Origin of the sequence: Ferruginibacter yonginensis, assembly GCF_042651465.1 — a bacterium.
Lineage (GTDB): Bacteria > Bacteroidota > Bacteroidia > Chitinophagales > Chitinophagaceae > Ferruginibacter > Ferruginibacter yonginensis.
Map to the genome: position 1 here is coordinate 1,154,627 of NZ_JBHSCZ010000001.1, position 20,592 is coordinate 1,175,218.

The window sequence follows — 20,592 nt, forward strand, 5'->3', positions numbered from 1 at the left end:
ATAAATACTTAACTACAATATGACAGCGTAAGAACTGGTTACGCTGCATAATTTTTAAAAAAGTTAAAATTTATATAATGCCTGCAATTTTACTTCTGTTCGATGGTTTTGTTTTATAAGGTCTAAACCAGAGCCCACAGTGCTTTGATCAGGATAATAAAACTGTGCTATACGCCCCCAAACAGTGAGTTTTTTAGTTACATCATAATTGATATTCAAATAGTAGCGATACCCTTTTCCAGAAAAAACAGGTATGGAATAACCATACAATACATCATTTTCATAGGCATACAACCTGCTATTGTACCCATCGGTTTCAAAATATTGTAACCGTACATTGGCAGAAAATGGTTTCATTACAGGGTTAAAAATAAAATCGGTATACAACAAAAACCCTTTTTCGGTAGCAACCCCTTTTTTATCAAACCACACATGCTCTACCCTACTTCTAAAGGTGAAGCTGGGGTTGATTTTGTATGAAAATTGGGTTCGCCAATTTTGTTTAGGTTGTGGAACTACAGGGTTCAACGTTACGTCATCTGGATTAAAGTTGATTGATTTGCGTTCAGACTTAAACCTGGTATATATTTCAAATACTTTATTGGGCTTGTACGTAAGTTGAGCTAAGTAATCATTGCCCGTAGATGGTGCATCAACCCTAAAGCGTAACCAAGGAAACTTATAAAAATCTGCATAGGCATCAATACGCCAAGCACCTGATGGGCGAATGGTGATGCCAGAAAAGAAACCTTTTTCGTTATTTGGCAACGAGCTCTCCGTAAAAGCATTGGTATATAGCGATTGATACCCTTTTGAAATATTACGGTAAACAAAACTTAAATCAACATTTGATGCTGCACTTATCAATAAACCATTAACCGTTGCAATGTATTTTTTATTAGATGTGGCTGCTTCGCCAAAAAAATGAAGATTTTTATAAGTGTAGCTGTAATCAACGCTATAGTTACCAAAGTTACTGCCAGATAATGCGTATAAATTATAGGGTTCTGCTTGCTTTTGTAAAGGGAGTTTTAAATGATATTGTATGGCATTTAAACCTATATGCAGTCCTTTAAATTGGTAAGCCAAATTACCCCCAAAAGCAATTTGTGTTTGCACACCTTTATCTGCCACTTCACTTTTTGTTCTATGAAAGCCAGAGGTTTGTAATGAGGTAATTATATCGTCATCAGCATTCGTAGTATCGCCAGCAGAAAAATTAGCATCAACCTTTCTGTATGATCCAAAAACAGTAGCTTCCCAATTATTTTTAGCTAGGGTAATGCCTAAACCACGATGAAAATTGATTTCCCCTGCTGAGTTGTAAGGTCGTAGTACATCTGCTTGTCGTTTGGTAGCAACCACATCCGGACTTTTTTTGAAGGCCAAACTCATCCATTGCGTTAGCCCCTGCCCCATGTTTACGGTGTAATCGCCAATAGCTAATGATTTTATGATGCCGATATTACGAGCAAAAAAGTGTGCTGAATAAAAATCGAACCCTGCTTTTTGGTTGCCTTTAAAAAATTGTTCTCCAGCATCTTTTTCACCTACAACACCATACTGCAATAAATTTTTGTAGTTGTAACGATACCTTACAAATAGTCGCTGTTGCGAACCAGGGTAAAAACTTTTACCCGATGCAGGATCTACTAAATAACCAGCCGATTTTTCAAGTACTTGGGTTGCTCTTAAAAGCAATGTATGATCGCCCAATTTGAGTCGATCGCCCAATGAATTTAATAAATCAACATTGCTATTTACTGACACATAAGGCCTCAGGCGTTGTATGGTAGCTACATCCCAAGTAGGTATAGCTTGTAACTCATAAATATTGATAAGTTTACCAAAGTAGTTACGATAACTAATTAAGTTTTGTATTTGAATAGGCGTTAACAACCGCAAAGCATTTAACTGAGCAGCATTGGCGTAATTGAGGTTGATAGGATTTTTTTGGTATTGCAACATTTCTTGTTGGTACGAGTCATCTTCTGTTTCAACATCTGCACTATTTTCAGTTATGTTTTCAAGCTGTTGCTCCACCGTAGTATTGGGAACTGTTGTTTGCTTTTCAGGTTCAGGCACTTGTGCCCATACGCATTGGCAACACAATAGCCAACATCCCACAAAAATTAATTTCCTCATTTTTTCGCTTCTTTAAAGTTATAAATGAGCAAAACACCCGGCGACACACCGAGTTGCTGGTGGTAACTTGCGGCTACATCTATACGTATAGCATCATACTGAAAACCAATACCAGCATAACCTGTATTATTATCACTCCTAAAACCAGCTTTGGCAAAAAATTGTTTTTTAAAGCGATATTGAAAACCTCCGGTAACATTTACTGGTTGGTCTTCTTCCTTTATAATTTCGGTACTAAAATAAAAATTGTCAGATACATCATACCCTACGCCAAACTTATAGGCAGAAGCAATTTTTTCGTTACCTGATTTTCCTAAATTACCTCCAACTGGGTTGTATACATGTACCCCAACGTTTAGTTTTTCAGAAACATGCATAATAGCCCCTGCCTCAAAATTTACAGCACTAGCGCTGTTGTAAGTAGGTATGCGATAGCCATAGTAATTAAATTGCACACCAATATCAAGTTTACTACCTAATGAACGACCGTAAGCTACACCAACTTTTTGTTCATTAAAATTGGCAAACCCAGCATAATTGGCTTGTATACCGAAGTTGCCTAAACTTGTTGGGATGGCTAAGGCTAATCCGTAAACACTATTATCTGCCAACAAAAACCTACGCTCACCGTAAACCCCTACACTGGCAGCTTTTGTTTGCGCTAATGCAGCTTGGTTACTTGTAAACGAAAAAGCATCATTTTGTTTTGTGGTGTAGGCACCCAAACCAATGTAAGGCATACTAACACTGTAGCGCAACGATTGTGCAGCCGCCACAAAATGAAGACATGTAAAAATCAATAAAGCTACAATTGCATGTAAAAATTTTCTCAAAGCTATTTTTGTTATTTTTATAAACACCAAGTTATATCAATTTACTGAAACATAAACAGCTTAAAAGCCTTATCATAAGTGGTGATAGTTTTATACTTTTGCAGCATGGAAATTTTAAGCGGTAAAATAGTAGCTGAAGCTGTAAAAACACAAATTACAGCCGATACAATTTTACATAAAAATAATACAGGCATAACGCCTCATTTAGCTGCAATTTTAATAGGAAACGATGGCGCTAGTGAAACTTATGTTGCTAGTAAAATAAAAAATTGTGCAGATGTAGGCTTTAAAAGTACCCTTATAAGGTTTGATGGTGATGCTTCGCAAGCAGCCATTGAAGCAGCTATAGTTCAATTAAATAACGATACAGCAGTACATGGTATATTGGTACAATTACCATTACCAAAACATATTAATGAACAACAAATTATTAACCTTATTAACCCCTTAAAAGATGTTGATGGGTTTCACCCCATAAGCATTGGCAACATGGTATTGGGTAATGCTAGTTTTATACCAGCAACGCCTTATGGAATTATGTTGATGTTGAAACATTATGGAATTGATACGGTAGGTAAACATGCGGTGGTTATTGGTAGAAGTAATATTGTGGGCCGCCCTATGAGCATTTTATTAAGTCAGGCTACCAACCCCGGCAATTGTACAGTTACATTATGCCATAGCAAAACACAAAACCTCAAAGCCATTTGTAAAGAGGCAGATATAGTTATTGCAGCACTTGGTATACCCGGCTTTTTAAAAGCAGATATGGTAAAAGAAGGGGCCATTATTATAGATGTTGGTATTACAAGAGTTGCCGACAGTTCTAAAAAAACAGGCTTTGCAATAAAGGGCGATGTTGATTTTGATGCAGTAGCACCGAAAGCAAGTTTTATTACCCCAGTACCGGGTGGTGTGGGCTTAATGACAATTGCTGCACTGTTAACCAATACCTTAACGGCAGCTAAATTGGCAGCACAATAATTATTTTTATGTTGATGACAGATGATATTTTAACCAGCACTACCTTACCCGTAATGGAACACTTTTACACCATACAAGGAGAAGGTTTTCACCAAGGCCGTGCAGCGTATTTTATTAGGTTGGGTGGTTGTGATGTGGGGTGTGTTTGGTGTGATGTTAAAGATAGTTGGGATGCTAGCAAACACCCACAAATGAGCATTGAAAACCTTGTTGCCGCAGTAACTGCAACACCTGCTAAATTAGTTGTAATAACAGGAGGTGAACCATTGTTACACTCTCTTGATGTACTCACGAGTGCACTACAACATGCCGGACTAGAAACTAATATTGAAACATCGGGTTCATCGCCTTTATCAGGGCATTGGAGTTGGATATGTTTATCGCCCAAAAAATTTAAAGCACCTTTACCAGAAGTAGTACCATTTGCCAACGAATTAAAAATGGTGATTTTTAATAAATCTGATTTTGAGTGGGCGGAAACATATGCTGCACAAGTAAAAGACCATTGTAAATTATATTTACAGCCAGAGTGGAGCAAAGCTGCTACCATTACACCTTTAATTGTGGATTACATTAAAAACAATCCACAATGGCAATTATCGTTACAAGTACATAAATACATTAACGTTCCTTAATATTTGTTATTTAAGAAAATCTTATCAGCCCCTTTCAACCTTTTTATAGCATTTAAAATTTATCTTCAAATAATATTTAAATGTGCATACATGAATCGCTGTATAAGACTTTCCTTTACATTCTATATATTCATTTTTACTTTGCCTTTGGTTACGCAAGCACAATGGTATAACCCAGATAAGGTTAATAAAAAAGCCGCTACTATATTTGAAAAAGCTTACCAAGAAGCTATTGAAGGCAAGTACAATGAAAGTATTACCCATGTATCTGAAGCCATAAAAATTGATCCGCAGTATTTAGATGCTTACTATGCCCGTGCAAGCGTTTACACCATTATTAAAAATTACAAGGCCGCTGTTGGTGATTATGAAGCAGCAATACAAAAAGATACGGTATATGCCCGTGAATATTATCTATCGTATGCGATAGTGTTAGCAGGTAATGGTCAATTTGAAAAAGCATTGGCATTTACCAATAAATTTTTAGCAATACCTAACTTAAATGAGCAAAATAAAAAAGCCGGTAATACCAGAAAAAAAAGTTTTGAATTTGCACTACAGTTTGCCGCTGCTCACCAAAATGATGGTTACACCTTTAACCCCATAAATATGGGCGATAGCATTAACTCTGGAGCATTAGAATATTTACCATCAATAACAGTTGATGGTAATAAAATGATTTTTAACAGGCGTATTAATGGCGACGAAGATTTTTATGAAAGTATAAAAGTAAACGGTGTTTGGCAAAATGCACTGCCAGTTGCAGGCAAGTTAAACACCAATCTTAATGAGGGTGCACAAAATATTTCACAAGATGGTGAGTGGCTCATTTTTACAGGCTGCAATTATCCTGAAGGTTATGGTAGTTGTGATTTGTATATTTCTTACAAAAATAAAAATGGCACTTGGAGTGAAGCTGTTAATTTAGGCAGTAACATTAATACCAATGCATGGGAAAGTGCACCATCACTATCACCCGATAAACGTGATTTGTATTTTTCAAGTACACGACCAGGAGGTTTTGGAGGTTCAGATATTTGGGTATCGCATCGCAATGCTAACGGTAGTTGGAGCTCACCAGAAAACCTCGGGCCTACTGTAAACACTAGTGGTGATGATGGTTGTGCATTTATGCATGCTGACAACCAAACCTTATATTTTAATAGCAATGGGCACCAAGGGTACGGACAAAGTGATTTATTTGTAACACATAAAAATCAAAATGGCACATGGCAAACGCCACAAAATTTAGGTTACCCCATAAATACAATCGATGATGAAGGCTCATTGGTAGTAGCAGCAGATGGTATTACTGCCTATTATGCTAGCGATAAAGCCAATAATAACAATGGTTTAGATTTATATAGTTTTAATTTACCAAAGGCTTTCACCGCACATAAAACATGGTGGGTAAAAGGTAAAATCTTCGACAAAAAAACAAATATCGGTTTACCCTCAACCGTGGAGTTGGCCACTATTGATGCAGGCTGGGTAGTATCTACATTGCAAACAGATGAGGAGGGTAATTATTTAACCACTTTACCACAAGGCGAAAATTACGCTTTCAGTGTTAATAGAAAAGGCTACCTTTTTTATTCAGAAAATTTTAGTTTACAAAATAATATTGCGGACTCTGTTTACACCATAAATATTGCGTTACAACCTTTAGAAAAAAGTGCAAGTATAACCTTGAAAAACATCTTCTTTGAAAGTAAACTATCTACCCTACAAACAGCCTCATTTACTGAATTAAACAAAGTGGTTGATTTATTAAAAGACAATAGTAACCTTACCATTTTAATAAGTGGCTACACTGATAATGTAGGTAAACCTGCAGATAATATTGTACTCAGCCAAAAAAGAGCCCAAGCCGTAATTGATTATTTAATAAGCAAAGGGATAGATGGCAAACGATTAACAGGTAAAGGTTTTGGAGAAAACAACCCAGTAGGCAATAACAATACAGAAGTTGGGAAAGCTCAAAATAGACGTACTACTTTGTCGGTAATTTCAAATTGAATTTTGTAATATTGTTCATCTGAAACTTATGAACAACGATTTACTGTACCAACTAGCACTTACGCAAGTACCGCATATTGGCGATGTACGAGCCAAAACTTTAATTGAAGCATTTGGCACAGCTGAAGCCATATTTAAAGCCCCCAAAAGAAAACTTGCTTTACTAGAAGGCATTGGTGAAGTTGCCGCTACCACCATTACTAATTTTGATGATTTTAAAAGTTTTGAAGCTGAAATTGCTTTTATTGAAAAAGCACATATTCAACCGCTTTTTATTACAGATGCAGCATACCCTCAGCGTTTACTCAATAGTTACGATGCCCCACCATTACTATTTTATAAAGGCAATGCCGATTTGAATTACAATAAAATGATTGGCATTGTAGGCACAAGATCTAACTCGGATTATGGCAAACAAATTTGCGAAACGCTCATACAAGATTTAGCGGCACATGAGGTTTGTATCATTAGCGGCTTAGCATTTGGTATTGATACCATTGCACATAAAGCTGCCCTTAAAAATAATTTAAAAACAGTAGGTGTATTAGCACATGGATTAGATAAAATTTACCCTGCACAAAACAAAAACATAGCAGCTGATATGTTGATGCAAGGCGGTTTATTAACTGAATTTAGGAGTGGCACTTTGCCTGATAGACATAATTTTCCTAGCAGAAACAGAATTGTAGCTAGCCTTTGCGATGCCATTGTGGTTATTGAAAGCAGCGAAAAAGGCGGTTCATTAATTACGGCTGAATTAGCCAATGGTTATAACAAAGATGTATTTGCTTTTCCTGGTAAAGTTACCGACCAACGTAGCGCCGGTTGCAACTATTTAATAAAACAAAATAAAGCCGCCTTAATAACAAATGCACAAGATATTATTGATGCAATGAACTGGGGTAAAAGTGTTCCCAAAACTACATCACAGCGTTCGCTTTTTTTAGATTTAACGGATGACGAACAAAAAATTGTTACCATTTTAAACGAGGTTGAAAGCATACATATTGATCAACTGTATTTGAAAACGGGGCTGAGCAGTAGTAGTGTTGCCAATGCTTTACTGATGTTAGAAATGCAAGCTGTAATTACATCTATGCCTGGCAAAATGTATAAACTTTGCTAAAGCGAATAAGCAATTAATTTGTGGGGAGTGATGGCTGATTGGCTTTTTGTTCTTTATCTTTGCTCATGGCAACAAAAAAATCTCCTACAAAAAGTATTCCCAACAAATTTTTCGGCGAAGGACTCACATTTGATGATGTGTTACTCATGCCAGCTTACTCACAAGTTTTACCAAGAGAAGTAAGTATTAAAACCATGCTTACTAAAAACATAACCCTTCATGTACCTATGTTGAGTGCAGCAATGGACACCGTAACGGAAGCCAATTTAGCCATTGCTTTAGCTAGAGAAGGTGGCCTTGGTATTTTACACAAAAACATGAGTATTGAGCAACAAGCCGAGCAAGTACGTAAAGTAAAGCGAAGTGAAAATGGTTTAATATTAGACCCTCTCACTTTGTTGCCAGATGCTACTATTGGAGAGGCTTTACGCCTTATGAGAGAGAATAAAATTGGTGGTATCCCAATTGTTGATGCGCAACATAAATTAGTAGGTATTTTAACGAATAGAGATCTGCGTTTTGATATTAACAACAAACAAAAAGTAAGTGAGGTTATGACAAAAGAAAACCTCATTACTGCGCCAGAAGGTACAGATTTGAAAAAGGCCGAATTAATTTTCCGTAAAAATAAAATTGAGAAATTACCTGTAATCAACAAAGCTGGTAAGTTAGTGGGCCTTGTAACTTTTGGTGATATTTTGAAATTAAAAAATCATCCAAACGCAATTAAAGATGGGCATGGAAGGTTATTAGTAGGTGCCGGCGTTGGTATTACGAACGATACCATTTTAAGAGTAGAAGCATTGGTAAAAGAAGGTGTGGATGTAATTTGTTTAGATAGTGCACACGGCCATACCAAAGGTGTGATTGATACCTTAAAAACCATCAAAAAAACATTTAAACAAGTTGATGTTATTGCTGGTAATGTAGCTACAGCAGCTGGTGCATCGGCATTAGTAGCTGCTGGTGCTGATGCTGTAAAGGTTGGTATTGGCCCGGGGTCAATATGCACAACCCGTATAGTTGCTGGTACTGGTGTACCACAAATTACCGCAGTAATGGAAGCAGCCAAAGCTTTAAAAAATAAAAATGTAGGTATCATTAGCGATGGTGGTATTCGTTACACTGGCGATATGGTAAAAGCCATTGCAGCAGGTGCTACTTGTGTAATGATGGGGAATGTATTTGCAGGCACAGAAGAAAGTCCGGGTGAAACCATCATTTACGAAGGCCGTAAATTTAAACAATATAGAGGTATGGGCTCTTTAGGTGCAATGGCACAAGGTAGTAGCGATCGCTATTTTCAAGATGTAGAAGATGATATTAAAAAGTTTGTACCAGAAGGTATTGAAGGCAGGGTGCCATTTAAAGGTAATTTAAGAGAGGTAGTACATCAATTTACGGGTGGCTTAAAAGCAGGCATGGGCTATTGTGGAGCTGCTGATATTAAAGCATTACAAGCAAGCGGACAATTTGTGAAAATTACCAATGCAGGTATGAGAGAAAGTCATGCACATGATATTGCAATTACCAAAGAAGCACCAAACTACAGCAGGTAAAATAGTTTTGTAAAAAATGAGGAGTCGTTACAAATTTGTAACGGCTTTTTTTTGATTCATACCAAAATCAAGTTACAGCTTCATTATAAAAAAACTAATTTCGTTGCATATGAAAAATGTAACATCATACAGCAACTATTGGAAGCTTTTGTTAAGTTGCTTTTTAATATTTACAAACAACATTAAACTTGCCCAAGCACAAGATAGTAGTAGGATACAAATTTCTTTACTCACTTGTTCGCCAGGTGATGAACTCTATTCAACATTTGGACACAGTGCTTTAAGAGTAATCGATAGCAATAGTGTAACAGACCATGTTTATAATTACGGCACTTTCAATTTTGATGATGAAGATTTCTATTTAAAATTTGTAAAAGGTCAACTAAAATATTACGTAAATGTTGAAAATTTTAGCGACTTTAAATTCGCCTACATTGCTGAAAACAGAAGCATTACTGAGCAAATTTTAAACCTCACAAGTGCCGAAAAAATAGCGATTAAAACAGCATTGATAGAAAATATAAAAGAAGAAAATAAATACTATTTGTATGATTTCTTTTTTGATAATTGTACCACAAGGTTAAGAGATATTATTGTAAAATACCACCAACCTACACCAAACATGAAGGCAGTAATGCCTAGCAATTACACTTTTAGAAACGCCATTCATCAATACTTAGATAATGGTAACAAACCTTGGAGCAAATTGGGTATTGATTTATTGTTAGGTGCCCCTACTGATGCGGTAATGACCACCAACCAACAAGCTTTTTTACCTGATAATTTAATGCATCAGGTTTACAGTGTTAATAATAGCAAACTCACAACATCATCTAACAAATTGTTTGAAGTAAGTACAACAAAAATTGAAAGCAGTTTGTTTACACCCATGCTTTTGTTTTGTAGTATTTTATTGTTTTATGTGCTTTTATATTTCATTAATAATACATATGTTCAACGCTGTTTACAGTTTTTTGATTTCCTCTTATTTTTTATTGTGGGCGCTTTTGGTTGTTTGTTGGTTTTTATGTGGGTAGGTACTGATCATATTATGACCAAAAACAATTACAATTTATTATGGGCATGGCCATTTTTTTTAGTGTATGCTTTTGTAATGAACAGTCAATCTAAAATTGTAAAAACATGGTCGTTACTCACTAGTATATTTTTAATATTATTGGTGTGTTGTTGGTTTTTTGTAGCGCAACAATTCAACAATGCACTTTTACCATTAGTAGGGTTATTAATTTTTAGAACATGGAGCCGTATTGCACCAAAAAACAATCAACATGTCGCATAAAATTATAACAACCGATTTAGGGAGCATGAGCTATCAAATAGAAGGTAATGGGCCGGCTGTATGCTTACTTCATGGCTTTGCTGAAGATAATCAAGTTTGGCATAATTGTATACCTACTTTAAAAAATAATCATACCATTATAACCCCCAATTTACCCGGTATTGGGGCCTCTACCATTGTAAGCAAAGAAGCAATTTCTATTGATACGATGGCAAAAAGTATTAATGATATTTTAGTTGCAGAAAATATTGAACGAGCTTTTATAATTGGTCATAGCATGGGAGGTTATATTAGCTTAGCATTTGCTAAACTGTATCCTCACAAACTATTAGGCTTAGGGTTAGTACATTCAACTGCGTATGCTGATACAGCTGAAAAAATAGGCACAAGAAAAAAATCAATTGAATTTATACAAACGCATGGCGCTTCTGCTTTCATAAAAACCACTATCCCTAATCTTTTTTACGATATTGAAGTCTCAAAAAATGCCATTATACAACAAACGTTCATTGGTGATGCTATTGAGGCCAATACATTAGTTACACATTACTTAGCTATGATTGATAGAAAAGCTACTGTAGAAGTGTTACAGCAATGTAAAGTGCCCGTTTTATTTGTTATAGGAAAACATGATAAAACAATTCCGTTTTTAGATAGTTTACAACAATCTCATCTACCCAACACTTCGTTTGTACATATACTAAACAGCTCAGCACACATGGGAATGTTGGAGCAGCCAGCATTATTTAATGAAATATTGGCAAAATTTTTACAAGATGCGTAAAATACCTGCACAATCCGTACAACATTAATGCGTATTTTAGTATCATATACTTACTTGATGAAAAAACTGCTACTAATATTATTTATTTCTATACTACACCTACCTTTATTTGCAGCGCATATAACTGGGGGTGAAGTTATATATGATTATTTGGGGCCTGGTGCAGGTGGCAACAGTAGTAGGTATTCTGTAACACTTCGTTTGTTTAGAGACAACCTTTGTGTGGGTTGTGCAGTTATGCCTACAAGTGTAAGTATGGGTATTTTTGATAATGATAACAATACACAATTTGGTAACTATATCAATGTAAATTTAACCAGCACCTTTCCTTTGAGTGTAATTGCTGCACCACCTTGTTTAACCAATACCCCAAATTTTGATTACAGTGGCGGTATTTACACTTTTGAAGTGCAATTACCTATTAACACAAATGGCTACACCATTGCTTATCAAACTTGTTGCAGGGTAGGTAGCATTACTAATATTGGCAATGCTACAAATGTAGGCTCCACTTACATAGGTGAAATACCTGGAACAAACACTTTGCCGGTGGGCAATGATAACAGTGCTCGTTTTCGTACTGGCATTTCTATTATTTGCCAAAACAAAAATTTTATTTTAGATTTTAGTGCTACAGACCCCGACCCTAACGATGTGTTGGTGTACAGCCTTGTAGGTGCTTATGGTGGTGGACAAGCAGTTGATGCTAGCTTTGCAACACCTTCTGCTCCTCCATATGGTTTAGTGCCCTATTCAACGGGTTATAATGGGTTACAACCCTTGGGGCCAAACGCCACTATTAATGTTAACACAGGTATTATTTCTGGTATTGCACCAGCTGCTGGCAAATACATTGTATCTGTATTAGTAAAAAGCTTTAGAAACGGTGTTTTTATTGCTGACCATAGAAAAGATTTTATTGTAACTGTTGCCCCATGCGATTTTGCCAGTGCTGAATTGAAACCCGTTTATAATAGTTGCGATGGCTTTACATTTACTGTACAAAATTTAAATAGTTCAGCACTTAACTTAACGTATGATTGGGATTTTGGCGACCCAGCATCAGGGGCCAATAATACATCTAACCTCGAATTTCCTGATCCGCATACTTACACAAGTGCAGGTGATTTTGTATTGACGTTGATTGTAAATAAAAATACACCTTGTGCTGACACTGCAACCGCAATTGTTAGGGTTTATCCTGGATTTTTCCCTGCATTTGGTCCGCTACCTCCACAATGTAAAAATACGCCTGTACAATTTACAGATGCCACTACCGCTACCTTTGGGGCTGCTAATTTTTGGAGATGGGATTTTGGCGTAACTAACTTAACCAACGATACCAGTAGGCTACAAAACCCTACCTATACTTATACCACACCAGGTACTTACAACGCACAATTTATTGTTGAAACTGATAAAGGTTGTAGAGATACCTTATACCCTGTGGTTACTATTGTTGATAAACCTGAATTTTTTATATCGAGAGATACATTAATTTGTACAGTTGATACCTTACAATTAACCACCAATGTAAACTCGGGTAACATAACTTGGTCGCCCAATATTGCCATCAACAATGTAAACAGCTTTAACCCATTGGTTAGTCCTGATGTAACCACAACTTATACTGCAAATTATACTGATCAATTTGGGTGTTCAACCAGTGCATCAGTTAAAATAAATGTAGTCACCGATGTAAGTTTACTGGCCATTAATGATACTACCATTTGCCGAACCGATACAACAAGGCTCAACCTCAATACCGATGCTTTATACTTTACATGGACCCCTAGTAATGTAATCCAAAACCCAACGGTGCAAAATCCCATTATTTTTCCAACAGCACCAAGTACTACTTTTCATGTAGTAGCATCTATTTCAAATAAATGTTTTGTTGAGAAAGATATTGTGGTAAAAACAGTGCCTTATCCGGTAGCTAATATTACGGGTGATAGTCCTATTTGTTTTGGCAAATCATCGCAATTAAATGCAAGTGGGGGCAGTATATATTTATGGTCGCCTCCTGCATTTTTAAATAATGTAAATATTGCGAACCCCATTGCACAAACCCCCACACGTTCAGTACTTTATTCTGTAACAGTTAGAGATACTTTGGGATGCCCCAAGCCTGTAACTGCTACTTTTAACCTTGATGTCATAAGGGTTATTGCCAATGCTGGACCACAAGATACTTCAGTAGTGTTAGATGAACCTTTACAATTACAAGCAACTGGTGGTACTATTTACACATGGTCGCCAAGTACGTATTTAAATAATGTAAATATTTCAAACCCTATATCATTACCACAAAATAATATTACATACACTGTTAATGTTAGTAACAATATTGGCTGTTCAGCTACTGATACCATTAATGTTAGGGTGTTCTTTTTACCGCCAGATTTATATGTTCCAAAAGCTTTTACACCAAGCAAAGATGGTTTGAATGATATTTTTAGACCCATCGCTTTAGGCATCAGAAACCTTGAGTATTTTAGAATTTATAACAGGTGGGGTGAATTAGTTTATGTTACCAGTAAAATTGGTGAAGGTTGGGATGGCCGTTACAAAGGTGTACCACAAGAAACCGGCACTTTTGTATGGCAAGCCAGTGCTGTTGACTTTAAAGGAAGAAAAATTGTAAGAAAAGGTAATGTTATTTTGATTAGATAATGTTTTGGTACGATATTAGCTTTCTTAACAAAAATTTATAAATTTTATTGAATGAGTAAAACAGTCTTTGTAACTGGTGCAACATCTGGCATTGGTAAAGCTTGTGCTGAAAAATTTGCAAAAAATGGGTACGATGTTGTTATAACAGGAAGAAGAGTTGATTTATTAAACCAAGTAAAATCTCACTTAGAAAAAAACTACTCCATAAAAGTAACCGCCCTTGAGTTTGATGTACAAAACAGAGCGGCTGTTTTTACAAGTGTTGAAAATATTATTTCATTGCACCCTACAATTGATATACTAATAAACAATGCAGGGTTAGCACTAGGAAGAGATGCTTTTGATGAAGCCAATATTGATGACTGGGAAACCATGATGAATACCAACGTAACGGGGCTTTTGTATATAACTAGAGCATTAATGCCTCATTTAAAAGCATCGAAAGGCCATATCATTAACATTGGTTCAATTGCAGGCAAAGAAGTATATGAAAATGGCAACGCTTATTGTGCTAGCAAATTTGCAGTTGATGCTTTATCAAAAGCCATGAGAATAGATTTAGTAAAACACGGCATAAAAGTTACCAGTGTAAACCCTGGTGCTGTTGAAACCGAGTTTTCAATAGTACGTTTTAAAGGCGATACAACCAAAGCAAAAGCAGCTTACATTGGGTATACACCGTTGGTTGCTGCTGATGTAGCTGATACTATTTTTTATTGCGCCAGCTTACCAGCCCATGTTTGTATCAATGATTTAACAATCATGAGTACGCAGCAAGCAAATGCCACAATGTTCTTTAAAGAAAGTTAGTAATAATACGTTTAATGGTACAATAATTATCAAAAAACGTCGTTTATAGTTCTGTATTGTTGAAATATATCTTGAAAAACCATGTTCGCAACACTCTCTAAATTAAAATACTTACTGGTAGGTTTTACCTTGTTTGGTAAAATATGCGTTGCACAACCCATGGTGAAGCAAACAGCTGCATGTGAAAACAGCATGATTTTAAAACAGGTTGATAGCCTTAAGGCAGAATTTCAAAAGCAAGGTTTTATTGTAGTGAAAGAAGCCAGTATGCCCATGGAAAGCGAATATGAAATACCTGTTGTAGTTCCATTAAGAGAAGGCACTTGGTATAGGGTTATTTTTATAGGTGATATTACCTCAAGGTTGTATGAAGTAAGAATGTATGATTGGAATGAACGACAAGTAGTATATCAAAAGAAAATGTGGGGCGATGTTGATGGCAATATTATTAACTACGATTACATACCTAAGTTTACTGAATACCACATGATAAAACCTGTTCAAGTAAATAAGAAAAATAAAAATGTTTGTGGTTATATAATGATGTTTAAAAAAGTGATTAAATAAAGCTGCATTAATTGCAGCTTTATTTATTTTCAGCATCTTCTAATTATCTAACTTGTTTTTACCCTACCTTTTTCATCATCAGCAGCTCCTGTTTTGCGTAAGTTTAATGTTTTGCCCTTATTAAACCTGTAACTAAAACCGATAGTAACTACCCTACTATCTAAAACACTCACCCAATTTGCTTTTGAGTTAGCAATGTTTCTGATATCGCCACCTGGTTGGTTCGTAAAAAACAAATCGCTTACATTGATTCTTAAAGCACCTTTTCCTTTTAATATTTTTTGCGACAAGCCAACCCTTGCTTGCCATACAGGTATGGTTAAAAACTGTGCAACTAAAATTTTTGTTTGGTATGAGCCAGCTAACTCGGCACTTAAGTTTTTAGTAATAACAAATTGGTTAGTGGGCGCTATGTACCCATAAAATCGATGATCATCTAATATTTGCCCATACACCACCGATTTATATTGCATGTTTTTGTATGCAGCGTAAAGCTGTAAAGTCCACCATTTGGTGATAGGTAAGGTCGCATTAACATCTATACCATACACCACTTGTTTACCAAAATTACCAGGGCGGCTGTAGTAAATATTACCCCTTTGTTCATTTGTTTCTTGTATTAAATTGTTAGCAACGCTATAATCAATTGTAGTGGTAATTTTATTTTTATAGGTATGACTCACAGCTGCTGTAAAAGCAATAGTTGGTTGCAAAAATGGGTTACCTCCATAAAAAGTAAATCGATCAAGTGGATATGTAAATGGATTTAAATCTTGATAATTGGGCCTATTTATGCGCCTTCCAAAAGAAAAAGCCATTTGGTTTTTTTGAACGGTATCTAATTTGTATTGAATAAATAATGTTGGAAATACATTGGTGTAATTTCTTTTAAAACTACTATCCATCATTGTTGGATTACCAAATTGCTTACCACTGATTTGTGTATTCTCAATTCTGACACCAGCCTGAAGCGACAATAATTTTTGTTCTTTTGATACATTAAAGTATACAGCATTAATATTTTCGTTATAATTAAATTTATTAGAAAAGCTATAATTAGGTATTGAAGTACCTGCAAGCACATCAAAAAAATCAGCTATATTTTTCGATGTTACTTTACTTGCTTTTAAGCCAGTTTCAACTTTAGCATTGCTATTTATAGGATGTACATAATCAAACTTTGCAGATGCAATATTAATAGTTGCTGGTAATGATGAGGCTAATGTGGTGCTATTTATAAATACATTGTTGGGGTCAAACGAACTATTAATTAAATTTTGTGTTACGGTTGAAGTATAATTAATGTAATCAACATTACCTGTAAGTTCCTTACCCTTGTTATTAAATTTATAACTGTAGTTAGCGTTCACACTTGTATTATTCCATTTTTTATTTGAAGGATTGGTTGCTTTGATCAATGCCGTTGGTTGGGTATTATTATCAAGCACTTTAGCATTGTTTAGTACATTACCTGTTGCTGGATTTGTAAAACCACTTACAGCAATTCCTAATGTTGTTTTGGGTGTAACATAAAAATCAGCCCCTACCCTTGCATTGAAACTTGTTTGTCCTTTTTTTATAAATGAATTTTGGTTGAAAGTACTATTCAGTATTCCGTTGTTATCATAATAAAAGCGATTGATAGTTAAATCTTGGTACGTATTTACATCATTATAACTCATATTGGTAAATACATTTACTTTATTAATACGATAATTAAAGTTGATGCTATTATTGGTTCTAAAATAACTGCCCTGCCCAATCGCCACATTTATACCTCCGTTAAAACCCAATACCTTTGTTTTCTTTAGTCGAATATTAATGATACCTGCATTACCGGCTGCATCATACTTTGCAGGAGGATTGGTCATTAGCTCAATTGATTCTAATGTATTGCTAGATAGTGTTCTTAAATAATTTGCAACATCAGCGGCGGCTAAATACGTTGGTTTATCATCAATAAAAATTACCACTCCCTGTTTACCTTTTAATGAAATATTACCATTTACATCAACTAAAACACCTGGAGATTTCTCAAGTACATCTAAAGCATTTGTACCAGCATTACTAATCAATGCATCAGGATTAATAACAACCCTATCAATTTTTTGCTCAACAAAATTTTTAGTAGCGGTAACTTTTACTGTTGTCAAACTTTGGGCAATATTATTGAGCTTAATTGGTGCAAGTATAATATTATTATTCACTATCTCAATGGCATTACTGAAGTACAAATCAAAATTGCTATTACTTACATTTACTTTATAGCTACCCTTTTTTACAAATTCAAAAGAGAAAGCACCTTCATTATCACATAATACTGTTTTATAGATACTGCTATCATTAGCCTTAACAAGGTTTACTATAATACCTTTTGCATCAGCACTTGTTACAATTTTACCGCTTATTGAAAAAACTTGTGCATACACAACATTTGAAAAAACAGTGCATATAAAAATGGGTAAAATAAAAATACTTTTCATAAAAAATGGGTTAATACAATTATAAAAATTGTTTGTACATACAATTAAAATTAACTACATTGAAAGCCTTGTTTATTAATATACTATTGGAGCGTTACCATTGTAAACAAAATAAACGTAGACAAATATTAAAACAACTGCTTCTATCAATGATAAAATCATAGTTGTTTAATTATTCAATTGAAAATAAAATTGCACAAATTGTTGTGATTGTACTTGTAAAATCCTGCTATTTTCTCAAAAGCGATGAAGGTGTACAACCCATGTATTGTTTAAATGCTTTACTAAATGCAAACACATCTACAAAGCCGCATTCATAAGCAATTGCAGCAATTGATGTACCACCTTGTTGCAATAACTTTTTAGCAAATTGTAATCTTTTAAATAAAATATATTGATGCGGCGTTTGTTTATATATTGATTTAAACAACCTAAAAAAATGATATTCACTCATGCAAGCATACTGAGCTATTTGATTGATTGAAATTTTAGTAGCAAAATGATGGTCAATATAAAATTTACCTTGCTGTAATTGTTTAAAAAGTTGCCGCTTTGTAGCTGATTTTACTACGGGTATTGATTGAAGTTGTTTGTAAATAGGTTGTTGATCAACTACAATTTTTTCTGCTAATGTGTAGAAAAAATCAATAGGTAATTGTTGTACTGCAATTTGATGTAATGTTATGTATTGCTGAAAGTCGTGCAACGCTTTACCTACTGCTGTTGAACTAGCTTGGTATTGGTTTTCAATAAAATTGTCTGTACTTAAAAATAATCCCAAATCTATATCTGGGAAAGCGGAATCAGGTCTTTTAAAACTGGCAGCAACTTCATGTATAATAGCTGGAATAATATTGATACAAATACCCTTTACATTTTTAGCACTTTCAATTTCTACGTGTCCTAATTTTGTAGCATTACATAGCAAATAATTACCAGCCTGTACATCAAAAATTTCATTATTTAACACATAGCGTTCGCTACCTTCTGCCACGTATTTGATAGCAAACCCTTTGGAATGTACTGGTTCAAAAAAATTATGTAGTGATGAAAACACAATACTATTATCACTGTGTTCAATGCGTTGCATTATTTGCTGAGTATCACTAAACAAAGGATTATCCATAACCTTTTAATAATGTATGAAGATAATACCTTGTAGCAGCAATATCCAACAACATTTATATAAGTGGTTGTATATTTTAATTACTGGATTGCTTTTTTAACCAGTCGCCAATATAATCAAACACTTTACTATTAAACCTTGCAGCAGCATACGAAGCATATTGTGCTTGGTTGGCTTGCATTTTCAAAAATGTTTCCATTGAGCCAATTGCTTCAAAAGTATGAGTGGTGCCTGGGGCTAACCAAAACTGCCCCTTGCCAGGATGATTTTTATTTACCCAATCAATAAGCGCTATATGATCATCAGCATTAATTGCTGCAATATCACACTCACCATAAATAGCCAACACTGCACTATTGGTAGCGGCCCATGCTGCTTTTACATTCATTTGATTAAGCTCTTTATGCACTGATGCAGCCCTACCAGATAACCCTAATTTTGTTTTGGCGTCATAACTAATTAATAACTCCATTGCAGCCAACCCTTGTGGCGTAGCTGTAATTTGTTCAATTGTTTTATCAGTTAAAAAATAATCGTGAATGTATGGTAAAGCCTCATTAATTTGTTGTTGCAATTTTTGAGCACTTTCGCCATACATCATTTGTGGTTGCAGCAAATTAGCATCAAGCAAATAACTAAGCCAAGGTTTAAAAACGGTACCATACACTACCACTGCCTTTGGTTGGTATTTTTGTGCAAGTAAAGGTGCCGTTACACCACCCATTGAGTGGCCAAATAAAATAATGTTAGCAGTGTCAACATTGGCTAATTGTAATAAATTTTTATAACCAGCATCATACATGGCTAGTTCATCTTTAAAGCCCATCGTTTCACAGGGTTGCTGGTTGGTATTGTCGCCCATGTCAGCTTTTTCCATTCTGTATACTGCGAAGCCTCTTTCTACCAGTGCATCAATTGCTTGTTTTGTTTTATCAAGCGGCAAAAAATTATCCATACTGTAACATGGCAACCCTTGCAAAAAGTAAATAGTACCAATCGGTTTTTTATTTTTTAATGTTTTATAAATGGTACGTACGTAACCATTTTTGTATGGAAAAGCATCATAAATAATTTCAGCATTATCGCTTTGCTCGTAAGGCTTTGGCAATACTTTGGCTGCAAGTATTTTTTTTACTTTATTACGAACGATGGTTACTTCAATGTTTTCATCAGCCCTTAAATTTTTTGCAACTATTGGTAATGCTGTTGGTTGTGCAATAACAGTATTATTAACTTGTGTAATTATATCATTAGCTTGTATACCTAAAGCAGCGGCAGTAGTATTAGGAATAACATTTTTAATAACTACACCATTTTTATATTGTAATGCTACAGCTAAACTATCAGGCACAGTAGTGTAAAACCCCACACCTAATATACCTTTTCTATTAATTTTTTGAGCAATTAAAGGTTGTGCAATAAATAAAAGATTTAATAGTAGGAACAAGCGAAAGCAATTCATGATTTGCGAATTTTATACAACTAAAGTTAATTGAAGCTAAAAGATTGTTTTTGTAAAATCCTGCTAATTTGAATAAAAAAAGG

15 protein-coding genes are annotated in these 20,592 nt (G+C 35.0%); 10 read left to right on the plus strand and 5 right to left on the minus strand.

Translation table 11 applies throughout. The features are described 5' to 3' along the window. Window positions 1-63: 63 nt before the first annotated feature. Window positions 64-2,145, minus strand: coding sequence for a ComEA family DNA-binding protein (locus ACFOWM_RS05040; protein ID WP_379707589.1), 2,082 nt, complete (start codon window positions 2,143-2,145; stop codon window positions 64-66). Beyond that, window positions 2,142-2,978, minus strand: coding sequence for a hypothetical protein (locus ACFOWM_RS05045; RefSeq protein WP_379707590.1), 837 nt, complete (start codon window positions 2,976-2,978; stop codon window positions 2,142-2,144). Before ACFOWM_RS05045 ends, ACFOWM_RS05040 begins: the two co-directional genes overlap by 4 nt. A 105-nt stretch (window positions 2,979-3,083) precedes the next feature. Between ACFOWM_RS05045 and ACFOWM_RS05050 the strand changes: the two genes are divergently transcribed. The 10 genes from ACFOWM_RS05050 to ACFOWM_RS05095 all read left to right on the plus strand — a co-directional run bounded on the left by ACFOWM_RS05050 (window position 3,084) and on the right by ACFOWM_RS05095 (window position 15,438). After that, on the plus strand, window positions 3,084-3,962 hold the full coding sequence (locus tag ACFOWM_RS05050) for a bifunctional 5,10-methylenetetrahydrofolate dehydrogenase/5,10-methenyltetrahydrofolate cyclohydrolase (RefSeq protein ID WP_379707591.1): 879 nt from the start codon (window positions 3,084-3,086) through the stop codon (window positions 3,960-3,962). Window positions 3,963-3,970: 8 nt separating this feature from the next. After that, on the plus strand, window positions 3,971-4,597 hold the full coding sequence (locus ACFOWM_RS05055; protein ID WP_379707592.1) for a 7-carboxy-7-deazaguanine synthase QueE: 627 nt from the start codon (window positions 3,971-3,973) through the stop codon (window positions 4,595-4,597). Window positions 4,598-4,687: 90 nt separating this feature from the next. Further along, on the plus strand, window positions 4,688-6,616 hold the full coding sequence (locus tag ACFOWM_RS05060) for an OmpA family protein (protein WP_379707593.1): 1,929 nt from the start codon (window positions 4,688-4,690) through the stop codon (window positions 6,614-6,616). 28 nt (window positions 6,617-6,644) lie between these two features. Continuing rightward, a complete protein-coding gene (dprA, locus tag ACFOWM_RS05065) occupies window positions 6,645-7,742 on the plus strand; it encodes a DNA-processing protein DprA (protein WP_379707594.1) in 1,098 nt (365 codons plus the stop codon). Window positions 7,743-7,807: 65 nt separating this feature from the next. Beyond that, entirely contained in the window at window positions 7,808-9,301 is a 1,494-nt protein-coding gene (gene guaB, locus ACFOWM_RS05070; RefSeq protein ID WP_379707595.1) for an IMP dehydrogenase, read from the plus strand. Between the two features lie 109 nt (window positions 9,302-9,410). Next, window positions 9,411-10,601 (plus strand): Lnb N-terminal periplasmic domain-containing protein, encoded by a 1,191-nt coding sequence (locus tag ACFOWM_RS05075; protein WP_379707596.1) that lies wholly within the window; start codon window positions 9,411-9,413, stop codon window positions 10,599-10,601. Next, complete coding sequence (locus ACFOWM_RS05080) at window positions 10,591-11,385, plus strand: alpha/beta fold hydrolase (protein WP_379707597.1); 795 nt, start codon at window positions 10,591-10,593, stop codon at window positions 11,383-11,385. The genes ACFOWM_RS05075 and ACFOWM_RS05080 overlap by 11 nt, the downstream gene beginning before the upstream one ends. Before the next feature lie 57 nt (window positions 11,386-11,442). Continuing rightward, window positions 11,443-14,061 (plus strand): PKD domain-containing protein, encoded by a 2,619-nt coding sequence (locus tag ACFOWM_RS05085; protein ID WP_379707598.1) that lies wholly within the window; start codon window positions 11,443-11,445, stop codon window positions 14,059-14,061. A gap of 51 nt (window positions 14,062-14,112) precedes the next feature. Beyond that, entirely contained in the window at window positions 14,113-14,871 is a 759-nt protein-coding gene (locus ACFOWM_RS05090) for an SDR family NAD(P)-dependent oxidoreductase (protein ID WP_379707599.1), read from the plus strand. Between the two features lie 81 nt (window positions 14,872-14,952). After that, window positions 14,953-15,438: a hypothetical protein gene (locus ACFOWM_RS05095; RefSeq protein WP_379707600.1), complete on the plus strand. Its 486-nt coding sequence runs from the start codon at window positions 14,953-14,955 to the stop codon at window positions 15,436-15,438. A gap of 47 nt (window positions 15,439-15,485) precedes the next feature. On the opposite strand, the gene ACFOWM_RS05100 is transcribed toward ACFOWM_RS05095, so the two are convergent. The 3 genes from ACFOWM_RS05100 to ACFOWM_RS05110 form a co-directional block, all read right to left on the minus strand. Continuing rightward, the gene (locus ACFOWM_RS05100; RefSeq protein ID WP_379707601.1) at window positions 15,486-17,921 is read right to left on the minus strand and encodes an outer membrane beta-barrel protein; all 2,436 of its coding nucleotides are present in this window, start codon (window positions 17,919-17,921) and stop codon (window positions 15,486-15,488) included. Window positions 17,922-18,150: 229 nt separating this feature from the next. Further along, complete coding sequence (locus ACFOWM_RS05105; protein ID WP_379707602.1) at window positions 18,151-19,047, minus strand: helix-turn-helix transcriptional regulator; 897 nt, start codon at window positions 19,045-19,047, stop codon at window positions 18,151-18,153. Window positions 19,048-19,123: 76 nt separating this feature from the next. Continuing rightward, entirely contained in the window at window positions 19,124-20,509 is a 1,386-nt protein-coding gene (locus ACFOWM_RS05110) for a PDZ domain-containing protein (RefSeq protein WP_379707603.1), read from the minus strand. Window positions 20,510-20,592: the final 83 nt, after the last annotated feature.